The following is a 20,963-nucleotide window of genomic DNA, read 5'->3' as shown; positions in this document are numbered from 1 at the left end:
CGAAACGAGTGGGGGAACTGAGCTTAGACACATATCGGCAGATGGTCGCCATCCTATAACTACCTCCAATACAAAAAAAGACCCCTGCTGGAGTCTAATAAATGGTATAATTTGGTCCAGGATTTGATCGGATACGCAATGCTTGTTATTGCAATCATATCATTCCGTAACAAGAAGTAACCCGCCCCAAGGTTGGTAGCCGAAGGCGGGTCGCATCTGCTCATTGAATTGCGGGGTGAAACGTCCAAACGTTATGCAAGGGACAGCGTTGGCAGCGCTGTTCTTTTCTTATTTTATGTTATCAGTAGCTATATGATACGCAACTAACATTGTATTTTGGCCCCGTGCAATCGCTTACGGAACGCACAAACCTTGCATTTAGTTGGACTAAACACAACTACAGCGTACCAAAGCAACTCCGAGCCGGCATTTAGTTGGACCAAACACAACTACAGCGCTCCGCAGCAACTCCGAGTAGCATTTAGTTGGTCTAAACACAACTACAGCGCACCGAAGCAACTCCGAGCAGGCATTTAGTTGGACCAAACACAACTACAGCGCTCCGCAGCAACTCCGAATAGCATTTAGTTGGTCTAAACACAACTACAGCGCACCAAAAAACCGCCTCACCGGGTCAGCCCCGGCGGGCGGCTCTATTAACCGATCGATTAGGCCAATTCTTCCGGCGAGTTGGCCGGAGCGGCATTCTCCTGGTTGCGTTGCATTAACGGTGCGATGACGCCGAACAGCAGAATTTGGCTGCCGCCGACGAGAAATCCGATGCCGACCATCAATCCAAGATTGCGGTCGTTGAATTGGGAAAGGTTCAAGACGCAGCAGATAATACCTGCAGCAATGACAACCATGGCGACCCACTTCAGCATTCTGGACATTTCTTTGTTCATGGCGAGGATGACCCCCTTTACGTGAAAGCGCTATATGTGAACATTTTAGCACATCTATGTGTCAAAATAAAGTCAAAGTTCACCGGTTCGACAAAATAGGCGCCGTTCACTTAGCATTCCCCGAGGGAGTCCTTTCATCCGTCTTACTTCGCCGGCGATGCCGCTGCCGAACCCGCCTCGACCGCAGTCGCGCCGCCGGACGCCCCGCTACCGGATGCTTCGCCCTCCGGCGAGGCGGACGGTTTGGCTCCTTTTTCTTTGGCGTACGCTTCCGTCAGCATCTGCTGGCCTTTGGCCTGCAGCTCGTCAAGCAATTCAGCCACTGTTTTCTTGCCGTCTTTGGCGGCTTGCATCGTTTGCTGCTGTATCCCGTTAAAGTTCATCCAAAACTGCTGCGGCAGCTTGTCATAATTGGCATACTGCGGGTTCTCGACCGGCTTTAAGCTGTAGAAGGCTTCCATATGATGCGCTCCATCGTCGTTGCCGAGATACTTCGTGCGGATCGGGAACCCGCCGCCCATCATCGACTTGGAAGTGACGCGCGCGAATTCGTCTCCCGTTACGTAGCTCAGAAACTTCCACGCCGCCTCCGCATTCGGAGATTTCGCATCGATCGCCATAATCTGGTACAGCGACATGCTCGTCGTCTCATCCGGAGCTTGCGGATTAACCGGCATCGTGACTAGATCCCAATTTTGCACGCCTTTGTCCTTCAGACGCTTGTCCTTTTCCTTTAGCTGATCCATCATATAATTGCCCTCGATCAGCATGGCTACTTTGCCCCCGATGAACGGGTCTTGCAGCAAGTAGTCTTCATAAGTGCTGCCGCTGTTCGGCCGGTTCGGATCTTCGGAGTAGAGGGCGCCCGACTTGATCGCTTTGTCCGCCGTTTCGAACGCTTTTTTCCACGAATCCGTGTTCAGCGTCAACTGCTTCGTCGATGGATTAAAGAAAGTAAGCCCTTCGGACGAACCGATCATCATGCCCAAGTTATACAAGTCCGTCTGATAACCGACTTTCATCCCGTAGACACGATCTTTGTCCGTTCCCGTCGTCGGGAACCGCTGCGCAAGCTGCAATACTTGTTCCCAGGTCATCTTATCTTCCGGGAAAGGCACCCCATGATTCTTGAATAAGTCCTTATTATAATAGATGGCCTGGCTATAGAAATTAGGAGTAAGCCCGTATAGCTTGCCGCCTCCGAGCGTTTTCATGTAATCGACGATTCCAGGCACAATGCCTTCGAGATCATACTTATCCTTCTTCATGAGGGCATCGAGATCGTATAGTTTGCCTTCCTCCGCCATCTTCTTCAACAGGGTAGGCTCGAGCATTAGAATATCCGGTTTCTGCTCCGCGATGAAATCTTCCTGAGCCTTCTGCATGTCCTTGCCTTCTTCGTATTTGATACTGTCCGTCGATACGACTTGGATGTCGATATTCGGATACACGGCCGAGAACAACATGCCATATTGTTGATAGAAGCCTCTTTCGTCGTAGTACATCACTTTCAGCGTCATTTTTTCATCTTTATCGGTTTTGTCGCTTCCCAAATTACAAGCCGATAGAAGGCTAGCGCTCATCGTAAACACGACGGCTATCGCCGCCACGCGGGATCTTTTCATGCTTCCACACCTTTCCACATTCTTTTGTTAAAATAACAGTAACCTACAGCCCCCAGTCGCCTAAGAAAATCATCCATTTACATATCGTACCATGTAATACTATGAACAGTTGTTAAATTTTTCTTAAAGTTCATTAAAGAAAACCCCAACTTTAGTCGAGGTTCAACATGAACTTGCGTCGGTTTCTGTACTTCAACGCGATGCGTTATGATGAAGATAACAAGTTCGTCGATTAAAGGAGAACGCCATGAACAAGCAACAATTCATCGATAGTCTGGGTCAGCGTTTCGCATCGTTACCCGAACAAGACCAACTCGCGATATTGCGAGATTACGAAGCTTACTATCAGCAACGCCAACTGGACGGATTAACCGAAGAGGACATTGCCCGGGAGCTCGGACATCCGCTCTCTGTCGCCAAAGACGCGCTTTTCTCCGCGCCTCCTTCCTCCTCGTGGACGGAGTCTTCGTTGCCGCCTTTGCCTCCGCCGCCCGAGGCAGCCCCTATTTATTCGACCGACGGCCGCAAGCCCGATATGGCAAGATTGGTTGGCGTCGGTATCGCTCTCTTCTTCTTAAACGTCATGCTTGCGATTCCGTTGCTGGCATCCGTCTGGTCCGTCCTGATTTCATTAGTCGCCTCCGCCTTGGCGGGCATGCTGTCTCCGCTTGCTTACGCTGCGGAAGTCGTGTGGGATAGCGGCTTTGATTATCACAAGCTTATGATCTCGCTCGGTATAGCAGGTATCGGCATGTTGCTGGCAGGACTCGCGCTGTCGGCCGGAAAATTGCTGTACAAAGCGACGAAAGCTTACATCCTCTGGAACTATCGGACATGGAAAGGAAAATCATAAACGATGAAAAAATTTTGGTTCTTCACAGCTTTCTGCCTGATCGTCGTCGGTGCGGCCGGCGCTCTCACCTATGACTGGAAGTCGAACGGAAAGAAGCTTACCGAATTCGAGAAAGAATGGACATTCTCTGCGAGCGATTTGCGCAAGCTGGATATTACGAGCGATTATAACGTGTCAGTAAAATTCGTAAAAAGCGAAGACGGTCGCAATACGATTAAGTTAAACGGCAAAGGCACCGAAAAAATGATCGAGAACACGAAGTCGACCAGTATCGTCGACAAATCGCTAAAGCTCAATCTTACCCGCATGCCGAAAAGATATATTCAAATCTTCGACCTGACCTTCCATAGAGAAAAAGAAGAACTTATTGTTGCTTTGTCCGACGATGCTATGCTTGATTCGCTGCGCATCAAGCTCGATTCCGGCAACATCACGGTCGACGACGCTTCGCTCGTACGCCTCGGGGAAGCGAATCTGTCCGCCGACTCCGGCAACATCAAATTAAACCGCTACAAGAGCGAGCGCTTAATCGTCGACGTCGATTCCGGCAACATCACCGGCGACGGCGTATCCGCGAACACGACAGCCAGCGCCGACTCCGGCAACATCAAATTCGAAAACATGTCCGGACCAACTCACTTTTCCGTCGATTCCGGCAATATCAAGCTGTATAAGCTGGACACCGCGAGCGCCGATCTGAAAGCCGATTCCGGCAACGTCTATGTAGAAGTGCCCGCCGAATTCGCCGGTGCGTACGACCTGCGAGCTAATGCCGGTTCCGTTCGCTCTCCCGATTCGAAGAACGAGACGACCGATTATATTAAAGCTCGCACCGATAGCGGCAATATCCGCGTCGAGCAACGCTAAAACAGTAACCTCCCGCCGGTACCAAAACGGGAGGTTACTGTTTTATTTAGGTTCAGAACCCGTTTTCAGCCGCATACTTCCCCCAGTGTGGCCGGTTTCCGTCCACGTCGGATAATCCGTACTCGTCCGACAGGCCCCAAGACGTCAGCGCTTTGCCCGTTTTCTCGATATGGGCGGGATCGGCTGCCAGAGCCGCTAGTCCTCTGCCAAGGAAATAAGGCGTTTCCGATTGCAGGAAATGAATATCCTGCTTCCCAGCTTCCCGCCAATTGGCTTCCGTTACGCCGAAGTGATCGAGCATTTCTTCCGAGCGAAGAAACCCGGGCGTAACGGCTACCGCAGTCACGCCGTAGGACTTAAGTTCCGCCGCCTGCGCTTCAGCCAGATGGATGACCGAAATTTTCGCCAGGCTGTAAGGCAGATTGCCGCGATAGCGATAGTCATAACCGTCCGTTACTTCAATGATCAGACCGCTCCGCCTCCGCGCAAGCAATGGAATTCCGTAATAACTCGTAATCATGTGCGTGTGAACGGCCCGCTTCTGCATCGTCAGCGCTTTCCCGAGCGAACCTTCCCAGAACGGCGTTCCCCATTCCGTCAACTTCTCGCCTCCCCATATATCGTTAACGAGTATGTCCAATCTGCCGTTATGTTCTCGATCGATTCGTTCGAACAGTGCCTTTACTTGCTCTGGCTCCGTATGGTCAACCCGTACGGCAATGCCACTCCCACCCGCTTGCGTTATTCGTTCCGCCGTCTCTTCAATCGTCTCTCTCCTGTCGATATCGGAAGGTTGCCCTCTGACGCTTCGGCCGGTTGCGTAGACGATAGCGCCCGCCGCTCCCAACATTTCCGCGATTGCCCTCCCCGCTCCCCGCGTTGCTCCGGCGACGACGGCCACCTTGTTTTCTAACGGTTTCTTCATCCGACTCGCTCCTCTCCGATTCTCCGCCGATTCATAGTGACGACTCATTTGTCGACAAACCAGCTTCCTCCAATGTACCGCCCCTAATATGACAACCTATGTCTTATAACCGTGATATAATCAGGCTAGCCTAAATAAACCTGGTATCGTCCTAACGGAGGGAGAAAAAGAATGAAAGCCGATCGCCTGCTGCAAATTCTAATGCTGTTGCAGAACGAAGGAAGATTAACGCTAAGGGAGCTGGCGGGCCGTCTCGAAGTGTCGGATCGAACCGTTCACCGCGACATGGAAGCGCTAAGCGCCGCAGGCATTCCCGTCTACGCCGAAAGAGGCTCGCGGGGAGGATGGATGTTGTCTGAAGGTTACCGGAGCAGAATGACCGGCATGACAACGGGGGAAATTCATGCGTTATTGCTCTTGCAGGCGTCCAGCGTCGTAAAGGATCTCGGACTGACCGAGAACGCGGACATCGCGATGAACAAGCTGTTGTCCGCACTTCCCGCGACCGCGAGGCACGACGCCGACTTCGCGCGCCGGCTCATTCACGTCGATGGCGCAGGCTGGAGAAGTGCGCCGGACACTTCCCAGCTCGGCGTCGTTCAGACAGCCGTCTGGGAACAGCGGCGGCTCCGCATCTCTTATCGCTCGCGCGATGCCGCCGGACTCTCGGAACGTGTCGTTCGGCCGCTTGGCCTCGTCGCCAAGTCCCGCATTTGGTACATGGTGGCGCAAACCGAGCCTAACGAGGAGTTGCGTACGTTCCGCATCTCCCGGCTGGCAGGCGCCGAACTGCTCCCTGAACCATTCGACCGGCCCGAATCATTCGACCTCGAAGCGTATTGGGAGCAATCGACGAAGCGGTTCGTCGCCGTGCTTCCGCGTTATACCGCGAAGGTGCGAATCGCAGCCTCGCGATGGGACGAATTCGAGCGCGAAGCTTACGTCAACGCAACCGGGGCGCAACAATGGGGGCGCGATTCCGACGGAAACGCGCTATGGATAGAAACCGAAGCCGATTTCCATACGGAGGCGTACGCGCACAAGGTGCTGCTCGGCTACGGACGCGACGCAATTGCTCTCTCGCCCGAATCGCTGCGTAGCGGCATACTCGAAGAGTTGACCGCCGCAATCGAGACCTTTAAGAAGAACGATTTACCCTAAAACGATTTCCAGCCTCTTTGTCGTCTCAAGCTGCACCACAGCCCCCTTTGAGAACTGGACGGGGCGGCGGAACAACGGCCCGTCGTAGACGAACGTATGATATTCGCCGCCTTCGCCCATCGGGCATACCGCCGGTCCTAAGGAAGAGATGTCTTCATAGAACGATACGCCGAGTTCTCTGCCCAGCCAACTTTCGGCGAATACCCGATCGCTCGTTCGAATGACGATCGCGCGATAACCCGAGTCCACGAACGTCCGCAGCGCGGCCAAAGTGTCACCCGGCGCCATCCATAATGGATACAATGCCTCTATGCCTACTGCCTCGGCTACGCCCATACCCCAGTCCCGATGCTCTTGCAAGAATAGATCGCCGAACGCGATTGCGTCGAAGCCGAACTCGGTCGCAAGTTCCTTTAATCTCGCCTCGTAATCTGCCGTATACGTGTCGAACGTGCATGCGATGAACGCAACGGGAATCCCCAGCGCATTCGCCTGCGCCATAATCGCCTCGGTTCGCTCGCCGTGACCGAACGTTCTGCCAATCTCCTTCGGCACCGTTGTCACCAGACACGCGATTTCGTACCCTTTCCTCGCAAGCTTGTCCATCGCCATGCAGCTATCTTTGCCGCCGCTCCAAGAGAGCGCAACTTTCTTGGGGGCCATCACATGCCCATCCCGCCGTGAATTTCGAGGAAATACGCGATGAACTGATCCGACGTCATCGGTCTTCCGGTGTAGTAACCTTGAATTCGGTCGCACTGCAGCTGCTGCAGCCGCAGAAGCTGGTGCTCCGTCTCGACCCCTTCAGCCGTTACCGACAGACCGAGATTGTGCGACATCTCGATAACCGCCTTGGCAATCGCATCATCATCGGAGTCTTCGATCATGTTTAAGATAAACGTTGGATCGATTTTGACGATATGCACCGGCAGCTTCTTGAGCCAGTATAGCGAGGATTGGCCGATGCCGAAGTCGTCGATCGCGATTTTCACCCCAATGTCGATCAATTGGCCGAGCATCTTCACGCTGTGCTCCATATTCTGAACGGCCGTATGCTCGGTAATCTCCAAACAGAGGTTGTACGGCTCGATTCCTGTACGCTTTAACACCCGACGGACGATGTCCGGGAAATCCTCTTGCTGGAATTGCAATGCCGAGATGTTAACCGAGATGACGAGCTGCGGCATGCCGGCGCGGATCCATCTTTTACATTCCTCGCATGCCTGCTCCAATACCCACTGGCCGATCGGCACGATAAGACCGGTTTCCTCCGCAAGCGGGATGAATTCGCCTGGCTGGATCGTCTTGCCCCCGGGAGCATTCCAACGCAGAAGCGTCTCCGCGCCATACACTTTACCCGTCGAGAGAGAAATTTGCGGTTGAAAATGGAGCGTAAGCTCTCCACGTTCTTGTGCGTATCGCAAGCCTGTCTCCATGTTAAACCTCTCCACCCGCTTCGAGCTGAACGCAGGGACATAGATTTCAAGCCGATTGCCGCCATTCTCCTTCGTATGATACATCGCTAGATCGGCATCGCGAATCAACGTGTCCGGATCGACTTCAGTTCCTTCGCCTTCCGCAGGGTACAAGCTTGCACCGATACTCGCGGACAGATAGAACGGTTGATCTTCCAGAATAAAAGGCTGCTCCAGCGCATCCAGCATTTTCTGCGTCACAGCGAACACATCGTCGACATTCTCCACTTTCCGCAACAGGACGATAAATTCGTCGCCTCCGAGCCTCGCAATAATGTCTTCATCTCCAACACAATCTCGAAGCATATGGGACGCTCGTTGCAACAAGAGATCACCCACCTGATGGCCAAGCGTATCGTTGACGATCTTGAACCGATCCAGATCGATCATCAGAACGGCGAGTCGATTGCCGTCCAAGTCTCTCTCCGCCATCGCTTCTCTTAGCTGATCCTTGAACCGCAGCCGATTCGGCAATCCCGTCAGCGCATCTTGATAGGCAAGCTGAGTAATTCTCTCTTCGTTCATCTTCTTATCCGTCACGTCCGTAATCGAGCCGATCATTCGGACGGGTACGCCGGATTCGTCATACAGAACGTCTCCGGCCAAATACAACCACAAATAATGCCCTTCCATCGTCTTAAACCTCAGCTCGACCTGAATCGGACGGTCTTTCTGGAACGGACGCATGAATGCTAGCCGAAGCATCTGCTGGTCTTCCGGGTGGACGAGCTCGATGAATTTCTGCGGCGTTACCAGCAATCTATCGGCCACACCGCCCAGAATATGATGTGCGCGAATTGTCCAATCGATTGTTCCCGCCGCTAGATCCCAGTCCCAGATGCCATCGTTGGATGTCCGCGACACGACTTCCAGCTTCTCTGCCATCGAGCGAGTTTGCTTAAGCAGCAGCTCGCGTTCGAGCGCGACGGCGAGGATGGTGAAGCTATGCCTCGACAGATCGTCCGCTACAAAATCGCCCATCTCGTCCAACGGTCCGGCAAGAACGAGATAGCCCCAATTCTGAAGTTCCGTACGAATCGGATGCAGGACGATACAGTCGTCCCCGCCCGGGCCGGTGCTCTTGGGCAAATATCCGACGGGCGGGAATCGCTCTAACGGCACTTCGAGCCCCTCGGGAGGCAACGGGTCGCCTTTCTTGCTGAACGTCTGACTGACGACGAGCCGATTGCCTCCCTGCCCATCCACTTCCCTTAGAGCAAGGAAGCCCCAATGAAAATTGCCCCAGAGCAGTTTGGAAATATGAATTCTCTCGTCTTTCGTCGCCGCGATAAGACGTTGGGTCACTTTATAATTGTTGACTGTGACATGATGGAGCGCGATTCTCATCTTCGACAGGTTGTACCTGTGAAAATCAAAATATTGTTGCGGGGTGAGCTTCTCTTCCTCTTCGCATCCGCACGATGTCCGCACGACAAGTTCTGCTGGAATGAACAACTCGTCCGCTTCGGGTCCGCGTCCCGCAATGAGGTCGAACGCTTCTGCCACCGCTTTATCGGCCATCTCGACGAACGGCTGACCAACCGTCGTTAACGGAGGATAGTTCAGCTTCGCTTGATGGATATCGTCGAACCCGGTCACAGCGAACTGCCCGGGCACCGAGTAGCCGTGCGTATTCAAATAATCGATCGCCCCGAGCGCCGACAAATCCGTACCGGCGGCGATGGCCGTGAACGTAACGCCTGACGCAAAAAGCCGTTCGGTCGCCTCCATTCCGCTTTCCAGCAGGTTGCCCATCGTTCTGACGACAAGCCGCTCGTCCGCATCGATGCCTCTTTCCGTCAGCGCATCCAAATAGCCGATGTAACGTTCATATAAGTCGTACTGCTGCGTCTGACCGATGAACGCAATGCTTCGATGCCCATGATCGATCAAATGAAGCACGAGTTGCTTCATGCTGGCACGATTCGAGACGAGCACCGATCTGCCGCGCGGGCAAGGAGAAGGAAAACCGATACAGACGTACGGCTTCTTGCTTGCCGAAAGCATCTTGAGGAATTTGGGGCTTGCCGAAGGCAAAATCACAATCCATGCGTCGACGAGTTCGAACGAAACGGGCTCCTCGAGCGCGTTCATGCCAAGTTCATCATCCGCCACCCGAATGACGATCAGTTCCGAGTTTCTTTGTTTGACCGCCTCGTGGATGTGGGGCAACAAACGCCCGTAATACTCCCCGTCAAGATTGGGAGCGATCACTCCAATCCGATAACCTTGGGCCATACAGCTCCCTGCCTTTTCTATGTAGTTCAATTCCGGCAATTATCCCCGTTCGCGCGCGGCACCCTTTGCCCGAAGCATCCATACACTGCTTCCATATCCGGCCTTGCCGCACACACGAATCAAGGGGTGAAGCCTCGTTGGCCTGCGTCGTGTTTCCCCATACGGGGTGGTCTTACTTTCCTTATCGGAAAATATTGCAATCATTGAGAGCTTTCGGGCCGATTTCGTTCGTAACGGACGACGAGGCGTCTGCAGAAAGTTATCCGGAGGGTGTCGCGTCCCTCTCTCCCGATCGGCTGACCTCCATTGCCGAACCGAAGCTTGCCATTATCACTCACCCTTATTGGTTAGAAAAGGCGGCAGCATTACATCCGGGCCGTTTCGTCTTTCTGCTGCCTGAACGTACTTTCGAGGCTCAATCGGCCTGGTGGACGCGCTGTCTGCTGCTTGGCGTCGGCGTGGCGGATTTGTTCGGGGCGGAATCGGAAGCCGTCTATTTGGAACAGTCGTTCAAAAACGATGCCGCCTTGCTGCTTCGCGATCCCGACGCCTTGCCCGGGAAGGTGAGCAACGATGCAGCGGTTGGCGAAGTGGGCCGACGAGAGTCGGATTACGGCGGAGAGTTCAGGCACAGCGCGGCGGCTGAATCGGCAGGTAAGGGGATGCAACGAGAGGCTGTCGGAAGGAAGACGGAGCGCGAGTGGGAGACGTTACTCCGTCAGGCGCTTGTCCGCCTGCTGGCGGACGGCATCCCTCCCTCTTGGGCAGTCGTCGTGCAGAGGCAATCTTGGTTGCGTCATTATGCGGACATTCGGGAAACGGTCGGCGCACACGAAACCGTCTCTTTCCTGCTGTCCGTCTACAGCTATTTGCTCGGCGAATTCGGCGCCGACGAATATTTGCGGGAAGCGTTCCTGCATGCGGCCGCTTGCGGAAGAGAAGACTGCCTGCGCACGCACTACCGATTTCTATCAGCCATTCTCGCCCGCAATGGTGAACTTGACGAAGCGGTGGACGCATTCGGCGTGACGGCGCTGACAGAGGAAGACAAGGATCGATATGCACGCTTATGCCTTGATCTTGAACAAGGCAAACAGCTTCTCGCGAAAGCGCGCCTTTTGCGTTGGAACGACGATCTCGCCGGCGCGATCGCATTGCTCGACCAGGCTGACGATCCTGAAGCCGTTCGGGTAAGGCGGCGGGCGCTAATCGAATGCGGGCGTTGGGAGGAAGCGCACGCGACGATCATTCCCGAGGACAGCGCAGGCGTATCTCTCGCGGACTCGCGCGACACTTTGCTTCTGGAAGGCGCAGTTCGCAAGCTACGCGGCGACCGTCATGGAGCGATCCGCTCTTTCCTCGCCGCAGCCGAGCTCGACCGGGATGCGCTCGAGCACATTGCAGGCATGAAATCGGAAGCCGCGGCGCTTGATCGTCTGCGGGAAGAACTGCGGCGCGAGGCGGTTTCCGGCATTGCCGGCGAGAAGGGGGGTTCGACCGTTGGACCACAATGAGCACACTGCCCCTGTATTCGTCCACCAAGTTCGACGTGTTCGCAAAGCGAGCGGCAACAAACTGACCGCCATGCTTCAAGTTCGCAACGAGCAAGGCAAATATTTGGAGCAGGTGCTCGATCAACTGAGCGCTTTCGCCGACGAGCTAGTCATCGTAGACGACGCGAGCGAGGACGACACGCCAGAGATATGCCGCCGCTATCCGAAAGTTGTCCGGCTGGTGGAGCTGCCGCGCCCGCTATTCGGAGAGGAATGGAAGCTGCGAACGTTGCTATGGCAAGCCGCCATGTCCACAGAGCCGGACTGGCTTCTCTCCGTCGATGCGGACGAACTGTACGAGGAGCGTGCCGTTGCCTCCATGAGGAGTCTTATCGATCAGGATCGTTACGACTGGGTCGCCTTCCGTTTCCATGACTTTTGGAACGGGCTTACCCACTACAGGGACGACGAGCTGTGGAACATCCATACCCGGCCGACGATGACGCTCGTTCGGGCAATTCTCGGATTTCCTTGCCCTTACCCGCAGCGCGATCACCATGTTCCCAGGCTTCCTTATTCTTACGCGGCTTTACCGGGCCTCGAGACCGATCTTCGGGTCAAACATCTCGGCTGGGCAGGCGGTTGGGAAGAGAAAATCGCCAAATATCGCCGCTACAAGGCGCTTGATCCAGAAGGCCGATGGGGTAGTCTCGCCCAGTACGAATCGATTATCGACTTTAACCCGAAGCTGACCAAGTGGGAGGAGACGCCAGGATGACGACGGAATTGCCAACGGTCAGCCTGCTTACGCATAGCTTTCTCGACGGTTACAATCGGGAGTACGGGAGGGTGTTCGGAGGCGGATTGGAGAGGTATATCGCGGAGTTGTGCGAGGTCATTCGCGAGCTGGGAGCGACGCCGGAAGTTCATCAGTTATCATACTTCGAACCATTCGAGACGGAGTGGAACGGTATACGCGTATTCGGTTATCCATACGATTTCGACAAGATTGCCGAAGCGTTCGGCGAAATGGCCGATAAAGCGAACGGCCGATTGATCTATGCCAGTTGCATCTGGCACCCGATCCGGTACCGGGAAGGCAGCTTGGGCATCTGCCACGGCATTAACTGGGATTCGCCGCAGCTGCCCCGCGACGTGAAAGCCGATGTCGCTTCCGCCGTACAGAATGCGCTCGACCGGCTCGTCGGCATCGTGTCCGTCGACTCCCATTTTCAGACGTATTGCCGTGCCGTATGCCGCTATGATTCGTCCGATCGCGTAACTCTCATTCCTAACAGCGTCGATACGAACTATTTCTTGCCTCAGAACACTGACAATAACAGCTTGAAGAAACTGCGCATTTTGTACCCGCGAAGGCTGAGTCTCGAGCGTGGGCTCATACCGATGATGCGGGCCGCCGACGGGCTTCTCGACGACCCGGACCGCCGCGTCGAAATCGAATTCGCCGGGGAGCTCGTTCAAGGCAGCCAGGTTAGCGACGCTTTCGAGATGTGGCTCGCCGAACACCCACAACGCGATTCGATTTTCCACCGGACATACGACTTCTCCTCCATTCGAGAAGCATACGCAACCGCCGACATCGCGGTCATTCCGACCGTCTTCTCGGAAGGAACATCGTACGCCTGCCTTGAAGCGATGAGCTGCGGTTTGCCCGTTGTCGCTACCAACGTCGGCGGCTTAAACGATCTTGTCATCGACGGCTTTAACGGTCTGCTCGTCCCGCCGACGACGGAAGCGCTGCTTCCCGCGATCGAACGGCTTGCCGGCGACGCCGTGCTGAGGCGACGTCTCGGCCGCAACGCTCGGGAAACTGCGCTCGCGTTCGATAAGCGGCGGTGGCGGGAGCGGTGGCGGCTTGTACTCGAGCGTTATTTGTCCGACGGGTGAGGTCGCTCCGTTTTTTCCGCCGCACGGTTCTCGGAGTGAAATTTTCGCTCGCAGCACGATCCTCGTACCGAGCCAGTAAGTCAAAACTGCAATTGTACATCTTTTGATTCCGATTATCGCTCTGATAGAGCGAATTCCTGCTAAAATGCATTTATTTCCCGGTCAGAGAACTCATTCTTCCTTATCAGCAATAAAAAGCCTGTACATTGGCAGGCATTCATGGAAACGTGCTTCTACCGGCGGGAATGGTTGCACTTTTGCAGGAATATCCATAGTAGCATTTTCAACTCCCATTATCCCTGCGGTTTTGCTGTAGAACGATCGGAACTCGCTTGCACCTGCCCTCCCTTATTGCGTCCAATCGCGAGAGGGATGGCGCGTAGCCCGGACGGACAAGCAGCGATCTCTCGTAAGCGTCCTCCGCCTCCGGCAGGCGGCCAAGCCGTTCGAGTACGTTGCCGAGCAAGTGAAGCGTTCGGTACGTCCCCGCTCCCGAGCAAGACGAATAGCGGTCCGATCGGTCCCCGGCCGCCAAGGCGCGCCCGAGCAAGGAAAGCGCCTGCGTCGGATCGCCTTGCTCCTCCGCGAGCATCGCCCGCAGCTCAAGTGCATCAGGGAAATCGGGAAACCTTCGCAACGCCTCGTCCGCCGCCTCTATCGCTTCCCCGACTAGGCCTGTTTCGCGGCAAGCAAAAGCGATCTTGAGCAACAGATCCGATAAGTATCCTTCTCCCGGCTGTACGAGGTGGCGCGATACCGCGAAATGCCGAAGCGCCTCAGCGTATTCGCCCCGCTGATAATATTCGGTGCCGAGCGCGTATGACCAGAAAGGATTGTCCGGTTGTTCCCGGGACGCCCGCTCCGCCAAACGCATATTGCGCTCGCTCTTGCCTTTGGCCGCGATGACCCGATCCAAATAACCGTAATGACGAACATGAACTCCCCTTCCTACTCCCACGATGCCGTCCGGCTTCAGCTTCAGAATTGAAGTAGCGACTTCCTCGTGAAGAATACCGGAGAAACGAATACGACGATCGTTGCGGAACAAGCGGCAGACGGAATCGGTCACGTGCTCCTCACCGGAGCCAACGCCGCTGACGATCGTCAAGTTCAGCCCGATAACGCCTCTTCTATCCGCCTCTTCCAATAGCGCAGCTATCGAAGACATATTGTCGCAGACAAGCTCCTCGTCGGCGTCCAGAACGAGAATCCAGCGGCACGTCGCAAGCGCAAGCGCCACATTCCTCGCCTGAGCGAAGTCATTGCGCCAAGGCACGGACACGAGCGTCGCTCCCCGCGCCCTCGCGATGTCGCGCGACCGATCCGACGATCCCGTATCGGCGACGATGATCTCCGACGCGATGCCCGAGACAGACCGCAGGCAGCCATCCAGAAAACTCTCCTCGTCTTTGACGATCATACACAAAGACAAATCGGATTCAGCTTTGCCGTTACCACTCATAAGCCGTCCTCCCTTGGAAGGGTCAGCCGCGCTGCAATTAAAGCAGGCCTGATCTCACGCCCTGAAGCCGCCTCGCTCGCTTTCTCCAAGTGGCGATCCGCCAGCGCCGACAAGCTTTGCACAAGCGCGTCCGTCCCTGTCGCGTCGGCACCCGGCTCGCCGGCCTCTGAACGCAGCACACTCCGCCACGCCCGCAGCACACGCAAGCCTGCATCCGGACGGGCGCACGCAAAGCTTCCTTCCAGCAGCCTCATCCATTGCGCCCATTCGGTCGGCGGTTTACCGAGCGATTCAGGTCCACCGTCCCGCTGTTCCGACAACAATCCATCGCGATCCATCCCCGCCAACAAAGTCGCAAGCGGATCGCTCCACCTTCCCTTCTGTTCACCCGCCAGCCAGCGAAGCTGCTCTGCGAACGCCTCCAGTGGCAACGCCTGCGCACCCGCAATCGGGTTTTTCCGAGAGCCAGGACGCGCCTGAAGAAGAACGCGTGCCTCAGACAGCCTTCCTCGCTGCAGTTCCGCTTCGGCGCCCGCCAAGCTGCGAAAGCTGGACGGAAGCCGTCTCGTCGGCTTCTCCCGCAGCAGGTCCGCCGCCGCCCGTCCGCAGCGGCTTTGCAGCAAAATCGCAGCAATTTTCGCCCATGCTTCGGGTTCCTTGATCCGGTAAGCCGACTTCAGAAGCGGTACAATCTCTTTTTCACGACCGACGACGCGAAGCAATTGGAACGACCGATAGAGCGGCGGCGTCAAACTCGCCCTGTAGCTCAGCGCCTCCGTATACCATGAGAGAGCGTCGTCGTACTGCCCGCGTTCTTCTTGAACTTCTCCCAGCACGTACGCCGTCACGTACGTACCGATGCCGTCCTCGGTATGATAGATCGGGGAGGACTCGCCGGCTTTCATCGCCTCCAGCAACGTGGCCGCCGCCTCGCCGAGACGACCGAGCGCTTTTTCCGATGCGGCCTTGCAGTGGAGCATGTCGGTATAACCCGGATAGAGAGCTTTTGCCTCCTCCGCCCGTTCGAGCGCTTCTTCCAAGCGGCCTAACGCCTGAAGACAACGAATCTCGTATTTGCGCAGCAGATGGGCGTAACTCGTCGCGACCGGGTCGATTCGCCCCGCCGCCTCCGTGAACTGGACGAGCGCTTCGGCAGGTCTGCCGGTCCGCAAATACTCTACACCGATGTTGTAGCGATAAAATGCGTTGTCCGGCTCGCTCCGCAGCGCCTCTTCCAGCAGCTCCATGTTTCGGCGCACTTTGTTTTTCGCATCGACATGGACTTTACGGTAGCCGTAATGGTGAACGACGATATCCGTCAGGCGAAATGCAGCGGTGGGGTTCCGTTCCACGATCGAGGCGGCGATCTGCTCGTGAATGCGTCCGCGGAAACGATGCTCCGGCCGGTTGCGGAACAATCTCAGAATCGGGTTGACGGTCGCCCCCTGATCGCCCTCCCCGACATAGTTGCGAATCCGCAGAAAAAAGCCTTCAACTCCGTCTTCCATCGCCCATTCCCTAAGCTGCGCAATGTGTGAGCTTTCGAGCGCTTCGTCCGCATCGAGGAACAATATCCATTTGCCGCGCGCCGCCTCGACTCCCGCGTTGCGAGCGGCAGCGAAGTCATTCTGCCACGCCTGTCGAATGACGCATGCGCCATAACGCTCCGCAATCGCGACGGTGCCGTCGGTTGAACCGGTGTCGACGACAACGATCTCATCCACAGCTCCAGCGACGCTCGATAAGCAGGACGCGAGCATGCTTTCCTCATCTTTGACGATCATGCAAAGTGTGACGAGCGGCCCTTTGCTGTCCTTGCCGGCTTCATCCATCTGCGTTCCCCCTATCCGCGCCCGACCATTCCGTCCTCCACGGTAATCCCGCCATCCGCTTCTCGCTCGCCAGCAGACGCTCGCGCTGCTTCGCCAGCCGAACGTTGCCGGGATTCCCCGAAAGCGCGTATTCCGCCGCCTCGTGCGCGAGCCGGACATAACAAGCGGCGGCTCCCAGTCTCGCCTTCACCAACTCTGGTTGCCGCTCTAGCGCTTGCTCGAACAACTCCGCCGCAGCGTCGCAATGCCCTTTGGCATAGAGAATTTCGCCAAGTACGATCAGCCCATCGGCGTCCAGCGCTCCGCTTCCGAGCAGACTTAGCAGCATCTCCGCGCTCCGACGCGTGTATCCGCGTCGGTACAATCTTTGGGCAATCGCAAGCTCGCCCCAACCGCCAGCCTGCAGAAGCCTGCAAGCGATATCCGGCAGTCGGCATGCCAGCGCAAGCTCGCCAATCGCATCGGCAGGTGCCTTCAGCTCTTCAGCGGCGAACAGCCCGGGCAACGATTCTCCTCTTGCCGCACAAGACAGTGCGGCCACGACCTGACGCTCCGCCAATGGGTAATCGGCAAGCAACCACTCAGGCTCAGGCAAGCTTTGCCCCCAGAAGGCAAGCAGGCCAAGTCCGGCGATTTCGCCCGTGGCGGAACCGGCCAAGTCTCCTTGCTTTTCCGAAAATGCCGCTCGCGTTTCTGCCGAAGCTTCCGCGAGCCTCCCTGCTGCGATTAACCAAGCGATAAGCCTATGCGGCTCGCCAATATCAGCCGCTCTCGCCAGCTTGATCGCCTCCTCGAATCCGCCAGCGATTGCGAGCGCGTTCGCCGCCTCCCGTATCGCCTCAATATGGCTTCCCCGAAGCAAATCACGCTCCATTCGTTCGGCGATTTCCCCGTATGGCAGCCCCTGCTCCCTGCGCGCTTCCGTCCATCCTCGCCAAGCCGGTCCGTAGCCGGGTTCCGCGCGGAGGGCGGCCGCGTACCGTTCCGCCGCACGCTCTGGCTCGCCGAGAAGCCGCCATACATCGCCCGCCTCCGTCTCCGGTCGATAGCTGTTCGCTCCCGCCAAACAGACGTATGCCTGCATACAATCATGATTGCAGGCCGACGCCGCATCGTACGCCCGGACTGCCCCCGCCCAATCCCCTTCTTCCCGGCGCATTCGCCCAAGCATCAGATGCAGGTCAGGATAATCGGGATAGCGAGACGACGCGGACTCAAGCAATCTGGCGGCCCGTTCACGCGAGCTGATCGTGAGCATCGTTTCCGCGCAGTCACGCGCAAGCGTTGCCCCATAAGGCGCATCATCCTGCAAGCTTCCGAGAGCCTTCTCGAAGAATTCGACAGCCTGTTCGAGCTTGCCCCGTTGAACGAAAGAGACGCCCAAGTTATATGCGGCGAACGGATCGTCCGGCCGCTCGGCGATTTCCCGTTCCAGCAGCCGCGCGTTCCTCTCCGCCGTTTTTTTCCGCGCTAATTCGTCCGGCAAATACCCCGTATGCGTCATACGCAACGGGGACACTCGATCACCGCTATCCCCCGTGGGTCGTTCAACTCGCACAAGCTGCTCATGGACACGCCCCTCGTATCGAAAACGTTCGCCACCGCGAAACAGCCGCACAGCATAACTCGTTATCGCATCCTCAAGCCTGCTTCCGAGCCGGTGTTCGATCTCGACGGTCGCGCAATCCGCCCCCGAATCTGCCAATTCTGCGACGAATGTCCGCAGCTTCTCCCCTCCCTCGACGATCGCCTCATCCGCATCAATCGCCAGTATCCAGTCCGTCGTCGCATGTGCCAACGCAACGTTCCGTGCTGCCGAGAAGTCGTCCGTCCATTGGAACCGTACAACTTCCGCACCATGCGCCAACGCAATCTCCGGCGTGCTATCCGTTGATCCCGTATCGACGATAACGATCCGATCCGCCCAGAACCGCACCGAACTTAAACATCTCGGCAATCGATCCTCCTCGTTGCGCGCAATCACATGAACTCCGATTGTCGGCCTCATCGCCATCTCACACCCTTTCGCGCAGTCATGCGCTTGCTCTCGGCACCTTAAGGATGCGGCAGCCGTCATATGTATCGATATGTGCGAATATACGAATCTGTGAGTTGAGCCGGTTGTAGCCGAACGAGGATTGGCGGATGTGAAATCCAACAAAAGAAGCTCCCCGAAAGGAGCCTCTTCATCATCGCATCATGTGCCCTGCGCGTTAAACAGGACGTCAATCGTCGTGGCGCTGCCCGTTGCGCTTGAGCGATAGGACAACCGAGTGTATTTGAGAAAACGCTGGGGAACGAGCACGTCCACCGAACCGACCGCGATGCCGGTTACCGTGTCCACGTCATCGAACCAGTTCGATCCGTTGGCGCTCACTTCAACCCGGGCATCGACTTTGTTCGTTCCCGGTCCTTTGTTGTAGACGAAGAAAGAGTAAGTGCCAAGCACGCTTGTCGTCACCGCCGGAATGGCAGTGAACGCGTCCGCTGTGATGACGTTCGTCGTCTGGCTTTCTACGAAGCTTTTTTGCGAGATTGACGTCACGCTGCTGAGCGTACCCGCCGTAATTGTCGCACCCATGACGCTTGTGATCGTACCGTTCAGCAAGTTCGTCAATGTACCCGCTGTAATCGTCGCGCCCATGACGCTTGTGATCGTACCGTTCAGCAAGTTCGACAATGTACCCGCCGTAATTGTCGCACCCATGACGCTTGTTATTGTACCGTTCAGCAAGTTCGTCAATGTACCCGCTGTAATCGTCGCGCCCATGACACTTGTGATCGTACCGTTCAGCAAGTTCGTCAGCGTTCCTGCGGTGATCGTCGCGCCCATGACGCTTGTGATCGTACCGTTCAGCAAGTTCGTCAGCGTTCCTCCGGTAATCGTAGCCGCCGATACTTGCAGATGACTGATCGTACCGTCCATAATAACCGTCAGCACGTTGCCGCTCGTATCCGTCGCCACCGCGTGGGACGTCCCAGTAGCGTCTTGTCCGAAAATCAACGTACGCAAATGATCCGGGTTCGTATTAAACACCGAAAAGTTAGGCAAGCGCCATCTTCCTCTCCCGGGCCCGCCCGGGCCCGATTTTCTACATGCGTTAACCAGCAGCCTGAGCTTGAAAATAGACATCGACATGCGATTTCGCGGTCGGATCGACCGTCCGTACGGAAATACGCGCGAAACGTAAAAAGCGCATCGGAACGAGAGCGAACGTTGTACCGCCCGGAATGATTTCTTCCGCATCTTTGGCGTAATTCACGCTGTCCGGGCTGATCTCGACCTGGGCGACAACCGCCTTGTCTCCTTTATTTACAATGCCGAAAGTATAGAGGGACTGCCTGGAAACGTCGATCGGCTGCGAGTACTGCATCGAACCGTTCGCTTCAATTGAGAGCACTTGTTTCTGGGTAAAAAAGGGAGGCGGCGCGGGCGATCTGCGGATCCGGCAAGTTTTCGGCTTTCGTTTCCTTAGCCGCGGTTTCCCGCGCTTCGGCCGACATACGGTCCTTTTCCCCACTGGATCACCCCCCGATCTCCGATAATGTATGTGCCGTCCTCATCATGCGAAACGGCACCCGCCTTTTCCTCGCTCGCATGACACCGGCACAGCCTCGTTGTTGTCCCATGCGCATACACTGTCATGTATGGAGACTTAGCTTCCGCACGAAAGGGGACAAGTCGATGACGAACTATACGATTTTCAACAAATCCAACAACCCCTTGTATACGCAGTTGACGAACACCTATCTCGTCCCGGCGATCGAGGGCACACCAGGAGGCGATGCAGCGAAATCAGGCGCCTTCTTTATATTGACGACGGGAAGCGTCAACGTCGGCGGAGGCAACAGCCTTCTTCTGCAAATTACGAATCCGAACGGCAGCGGCAAAACTGTTTATATTTCCGGGGTTATGGGAGGCGTATCGGAAGCTGCGACGATCACGATAGAGAAGAATGGCACAATTACTGGCGGAACGACCCCGACTCCGTTTAACGCCAACTTCGGCAGCGCCAACACAAGCATTGTCACGGCCAAACAAAATACCGGCAACTTAACCGGTACACCGACGACTTTCACCAGCGTGCCGCTCACTGCAGGCATGTACGAACTGAAGTTTAACGGAGGCATCGTCGTTACTGCCAATCAGACGCTGTCCTTGACGATCGGCACCGGAGCGATAACGGCTTCGGCCAACTTGACCTGGTGGGAATATTGA

The 20,963-nt window shown here is 56.1% G+C and carries 17 protein-coding genes; 7 read left to right on the top strand and 10 right to left on the bottom strand.

Features of this window, described 5'->3' with window-relative positions:
* Positions 1-668 precede the first annotated feature (668 nt).
* Complete coding sequence (locus ACFPOF_RS12360) at positions 669-905, bottom strand: hypothetical protein (RefSeq protein WP_378132956.1); 237 nt, start codon at positions 903-905, stop codon at positions 669-671.
* Positions 906-1,048: 143 nt separating this feature from the next.
* A complete protein-coding gene (locus ACFPOF_RS12355) occupies positions 1,049-2,530 on the bottom strand; it encodes an ABC transporter substrate-binding protein (protein WP_378132954.1) in 1,482 nt (493 codons plus the stop codon).
* Between the two features lie 247 nt (positions 2,531-2,777).
* On the opposite strand from ACFPOF_RS12355, the gene ACFPOF_RS12350 reads away from it, so the two are divergent.
* Both ACFPOF_RS12350 and ACFPOF_RS12345 read left to right on the top strand, forming a co-directional pair.
* Positions 2,778-3,383 (top strand): HAAS signaling domain-containing protein, encoded by a 606-nt coding sequence (locus tag ACFPOF_RS12350; RefSeq protein ID WP_378132952.1) that lies wholly within the window; start codon positions 2,778-2,780, stop codon positions 3,381-3,383.
* A gap of 3 nt (positions 3,384-3,386) precedes the next feature.
* Entirely contained in the window at positions 3,387-4,250 is an 864-nt protein-coding gene (locus ACFPOF_RS12345) for a DUF4097 family beta strand repeat-containing protein (protein WP_378132950.1), read from the top strand.
* 52 nt (positions 4,251-4,302) lie between these two features.
* Here ACFPOF_RS12345 and ACFPOF_RS12340 read toward each other — a convergent pair whose 3' ends face one another.
* The gene (locus ACFPOF_RS12340; protein ID WP_378132948.1) at positions 4,303-5,175 is read right to left on the bottom strand and encodes an SDR family oxidoreductase; all 873 of its coding nucleotides are present in this window, start codon (positions 5,173-5,175) and stop codon (positions 4,303-4,305) included.
* A gap of 171 nt (positions 5,176-5,346) precedes the next feature.
* Between ACFPOF_RS12340 and ACFPOF_RS12335 the strand changes: the two genes are divergently transcribed.
* Positions 5,347-6,336: a helix-turn-helix transcriptional regulator gene (locus tag ACFPOF_RS12335; protein ID WP_378132946.1), complete on the top strand. Its 990-nt coding sequence runs from the start codon at positions 5,347-5,349 to the stop codon at positions 6,334-6,336.
* Here ACFPOF_RS12335 and ACFPOF_RS12330 read toward each other — a convergent pair.
* The gene (locus ACFPOF_RS12330; protein WP_378132944.1) at positions 6,328-6,999 is read right to left on the bottom strand and encodes a Dph6-related ATP pyrophosphatase; all 672 of its coding nucleotides are present in this window, start codon (positions 6,997-6,999) and stop codon (positions 6,328-6,330) included. The two genes, ACFPOF_RS12335 and ACFPOF_RS12330, sit on opposite strands and share 9 nt — an antisense overlap.
* Positions 6,999-10,049 (bottom strand): EAL domain-containing protein, encoded by a 3,051-nt coding sequence (locus ACFPOF_RS12325; RefSeq protein ID WP_378132942.1) that lies wholly within the window; start codon positions 10,047-10,049, stop codon positions 6,999-7,001. Before ACFPOF_RS12325 ends, ACFPOF_RS12330 begins: the two co-directional genes overlap by 1 nt.
* A gap of 137 nt (positions 10,050-10,186) precedes the next feature.
* On the opposite strand from ACFPOF_RS12325, the gene ACFPOF_RS12320 reads away from it, so the two are divergent.
* Genes ACFPOF_RS12320 through ACFPOF_RS12310 form a run of 3 tightly spaced genes read left to right on the top strand, consistent with a single transcriptional unit; the run spans position 10,187 to position 13,450 of the window.
* Entirely contained in the window at positions 10,187-11,563 is a 1,377-nt protein-coding gene (locus tag ACFPOF_RS12320) for a tetratricopeptide repeat protein (protein WP_378132940.1), read from the top strand.
* Positions 11,550-12,320, top strand: a complete 771-nt coding sequence (locus tag ACFPOF_RS12315; protein ID WP_378132939.1) for a glycosyltransferase — start codon at positions 11,550-11,552, stop codon at positions 12,318-12,320. The genes ACFPOF_RS12320 and ACFPOF_RS12315 overlap by 14 nt, the downstream gene beginning before the upstream one ends.
* Entirely contained in the window at positions 12,317-13,450 is a 1,134-nt protein-coding gene (locus tag ACFPOF_RS12310; protein WP_378132937.1) for a glycosyltransferase family 4 protein, read from the top strand. Before ACFPOF_RS12315 ends, ACFPOF_RS12310 begins: the two co-directional genes overlap by 4 nt.
* Before the next feature lie 283 nt (positions 13,451-13,733).
* Here ACFPOF_RS12310 and ACFPOF_RS12305 read toward each other — a convergent pair whose 3' ends face one another.
* From ACFPOF_RS12305 to ACFPOF_RS12285, 5 genes are all read right to left on the bottom strand, one after another.
* On the bottom strand, positions 13,734-14,912 hold the full coding sequence (locus tag ACFPOF_RS12305) for a glycosyltransferase (protein WP_378132935.1): 1,179 nt from the start codon (positions 14,910-14,912) through the stop codon (positions 13,734-13,736).
* The gene (locus ACFPOF_RS12300; protein ID WP_378132933.1) at positions 14,909-16,744 is read right to left on the bottom strand and encodes a glycosyltransferase; all 1,836 of its coding nucleotides are present in this window, start codon (positions 16,742-16,744) and stop codon (positions 14,909-14,911) included. The genes ACFPOF_RS12305 and ACFPOF_RS12300 overlap by 4 nt, the downstream gene beginning before the upstream one ends.
* Positions 16,737-18,752 (bottom strand): glycosyltransferase, encoded by a 2,016-nt coding sequence (locus tag ACFPOF_RS12295; protein WP_378132931.1) that lies wholly within the window; start codon positions 18,750-18,752, stop codon positions 16,737-16,739. The genes ACFPOF_RS12300 and ACFPOF_RS12295 overlap by 8 nt, the downstream gene beginning before the upstream one ends.
* Positions 18,753-18,941: 189 nt before the next feature.
* On the bottom strand, positions 18,942-19,796 hold the full coding sequence (locus tag ACFPOF_RS12290) for a DUF6385 domain-containing protein (protein ID WP_378132930.1): 855 nt from the start codon (positions 19,794-19,796) through the stop codon (positions 18,942-18,944).
* 49 nt (positions 19,797-19,845) lie between these two features.
* Positions 19,846-20,265, bottom strand: a complete 420-nt coding sequence (locus tag ACFPOF_RS12285; protein WP_378132928.1) for a DUF6385 domain-containing protein — start codon at positions 20,263-20,265, stop codon at positions 19,846-19,848.
* Between the two features lie 164 nt (positions 20,266-20,429).
* Here ACFPOF_RS12285 and ACFPOF_RS12280 point away from each other — a divergent pair, with 164 nt between their 5' ends.
* Positions 20,430-20,963 (top strand): hypothetical protein, encoded by a 534-nt coding sequence (locus tag ACFPOF_RS12280; RefSeq protein ID WP_378132926.1) that lies wholly within the window; start codon positions 20,430-20,432, stop codon positions 20,961-20,963.

The sequence above is a fragment of the Cohnella soli genome (genome assembly GCF_042655525.1).
Lineage (GTDB): Bacteria > Bacillota > Bacilli > Paenibacillales > Paenibacillaceae > Cohnella > Cohnella soli.
Note: the sequence above shows the minus strand (reverse complement) of the source record. Positions and strands in the feature narration are given on the sequence as shown.

Coding starts and splice junctions, on each gene's coding strand:
- ACFPOF_RS12360 (WP_378132956.1), bottom strand. CDS start 905: ATGAACAAAGAAATGTCCAGAATGCTGAAGTGGGTCGCCATGGTTGTC.
- ACFPOF_RS12355 (WP_378132954.1), bottom strand. CDS start 2,530: ATGAAAAGATCCCGCGTGGCGGCGATAGCCGTCGTGTTTACGATGAGC.
- ACFPOF_RS12350 (WP_378132952.1), top strand. CDS start 2,778: ATGAACAAGCAACAATTCATCGATAGTCTGGGTCAGCGTTTCGCATCG.
- ACFPOF_RS12345 (WP_378132950.1), top strand. CDS start 3,387: ATGAAAAAATTTTGGTTCTTCACAGCTTTCTGCCTGATCGTCGTCGGT.
- ACFPOF_RS12340 (WP_378132948.1), bottom strand. CDS start 5,175: ATGAAGAAACCGTTAGAAAACAAGGTGGCCGTCGTCGCCGGAGCAACG.
- ACFPOF_RS12335 (WP_378132946.1), top strand. CDS start 5,347: ATGAAAGCCGATCGCCTGCTGCAAATTCTAATGCTGTTGCAGAACGAA.
- ACFPOF_RS12330 (WP_378132944.1), bottom strand. CDS start 6,999: ATGGCCCCCAAGAAAGTTGCGCTCTCTTGGAGCGGCGGCAAAGATAGC.
- ACFPOF_RS12325 (WP_378132942.1), bottom strand. CDS start 10,049: ATGGCCCAAGGTTATCGGATTGGAGTGATCGCTCCCAATCTTGACGGG.
- ACFPOF_RS12310 (WP_378132937.1), top strand. CDS start 12,317: ATGACGACGGAATTGCCAACGGTCAGCCTGCTTACGCATAGCTTTCTC.
- ACFPOF_RS12305 (WP_378132935.1), bottom strand. CDS start 14,912: ATGAGTGGTAACGGCAAAGCTGAATCCGATTTGTCTTTGTGTATGATC.
- ACFPOF_RS12300 (WP_378132933.1), bottom strand. CDS start 16,744: ATGGATGAAGCCGGCAAGGACAGCAAAGGGCCGCTCGTCACACTTTGC.
- ACFPOF_RS12295 (WP_378132931.1), bottom strand. CDS start 18,752: ATGAGGCCGACAATCGGAGTTCATGTGATTGCGCGCAACGAGGAGGAT.
- ACFPOF_RS12280 (WP_378132926.1), top strand. CDS start 20,430: ATGACGAACTATACGATTTTCAACAAATCCAACAACCCCTTGTATACG.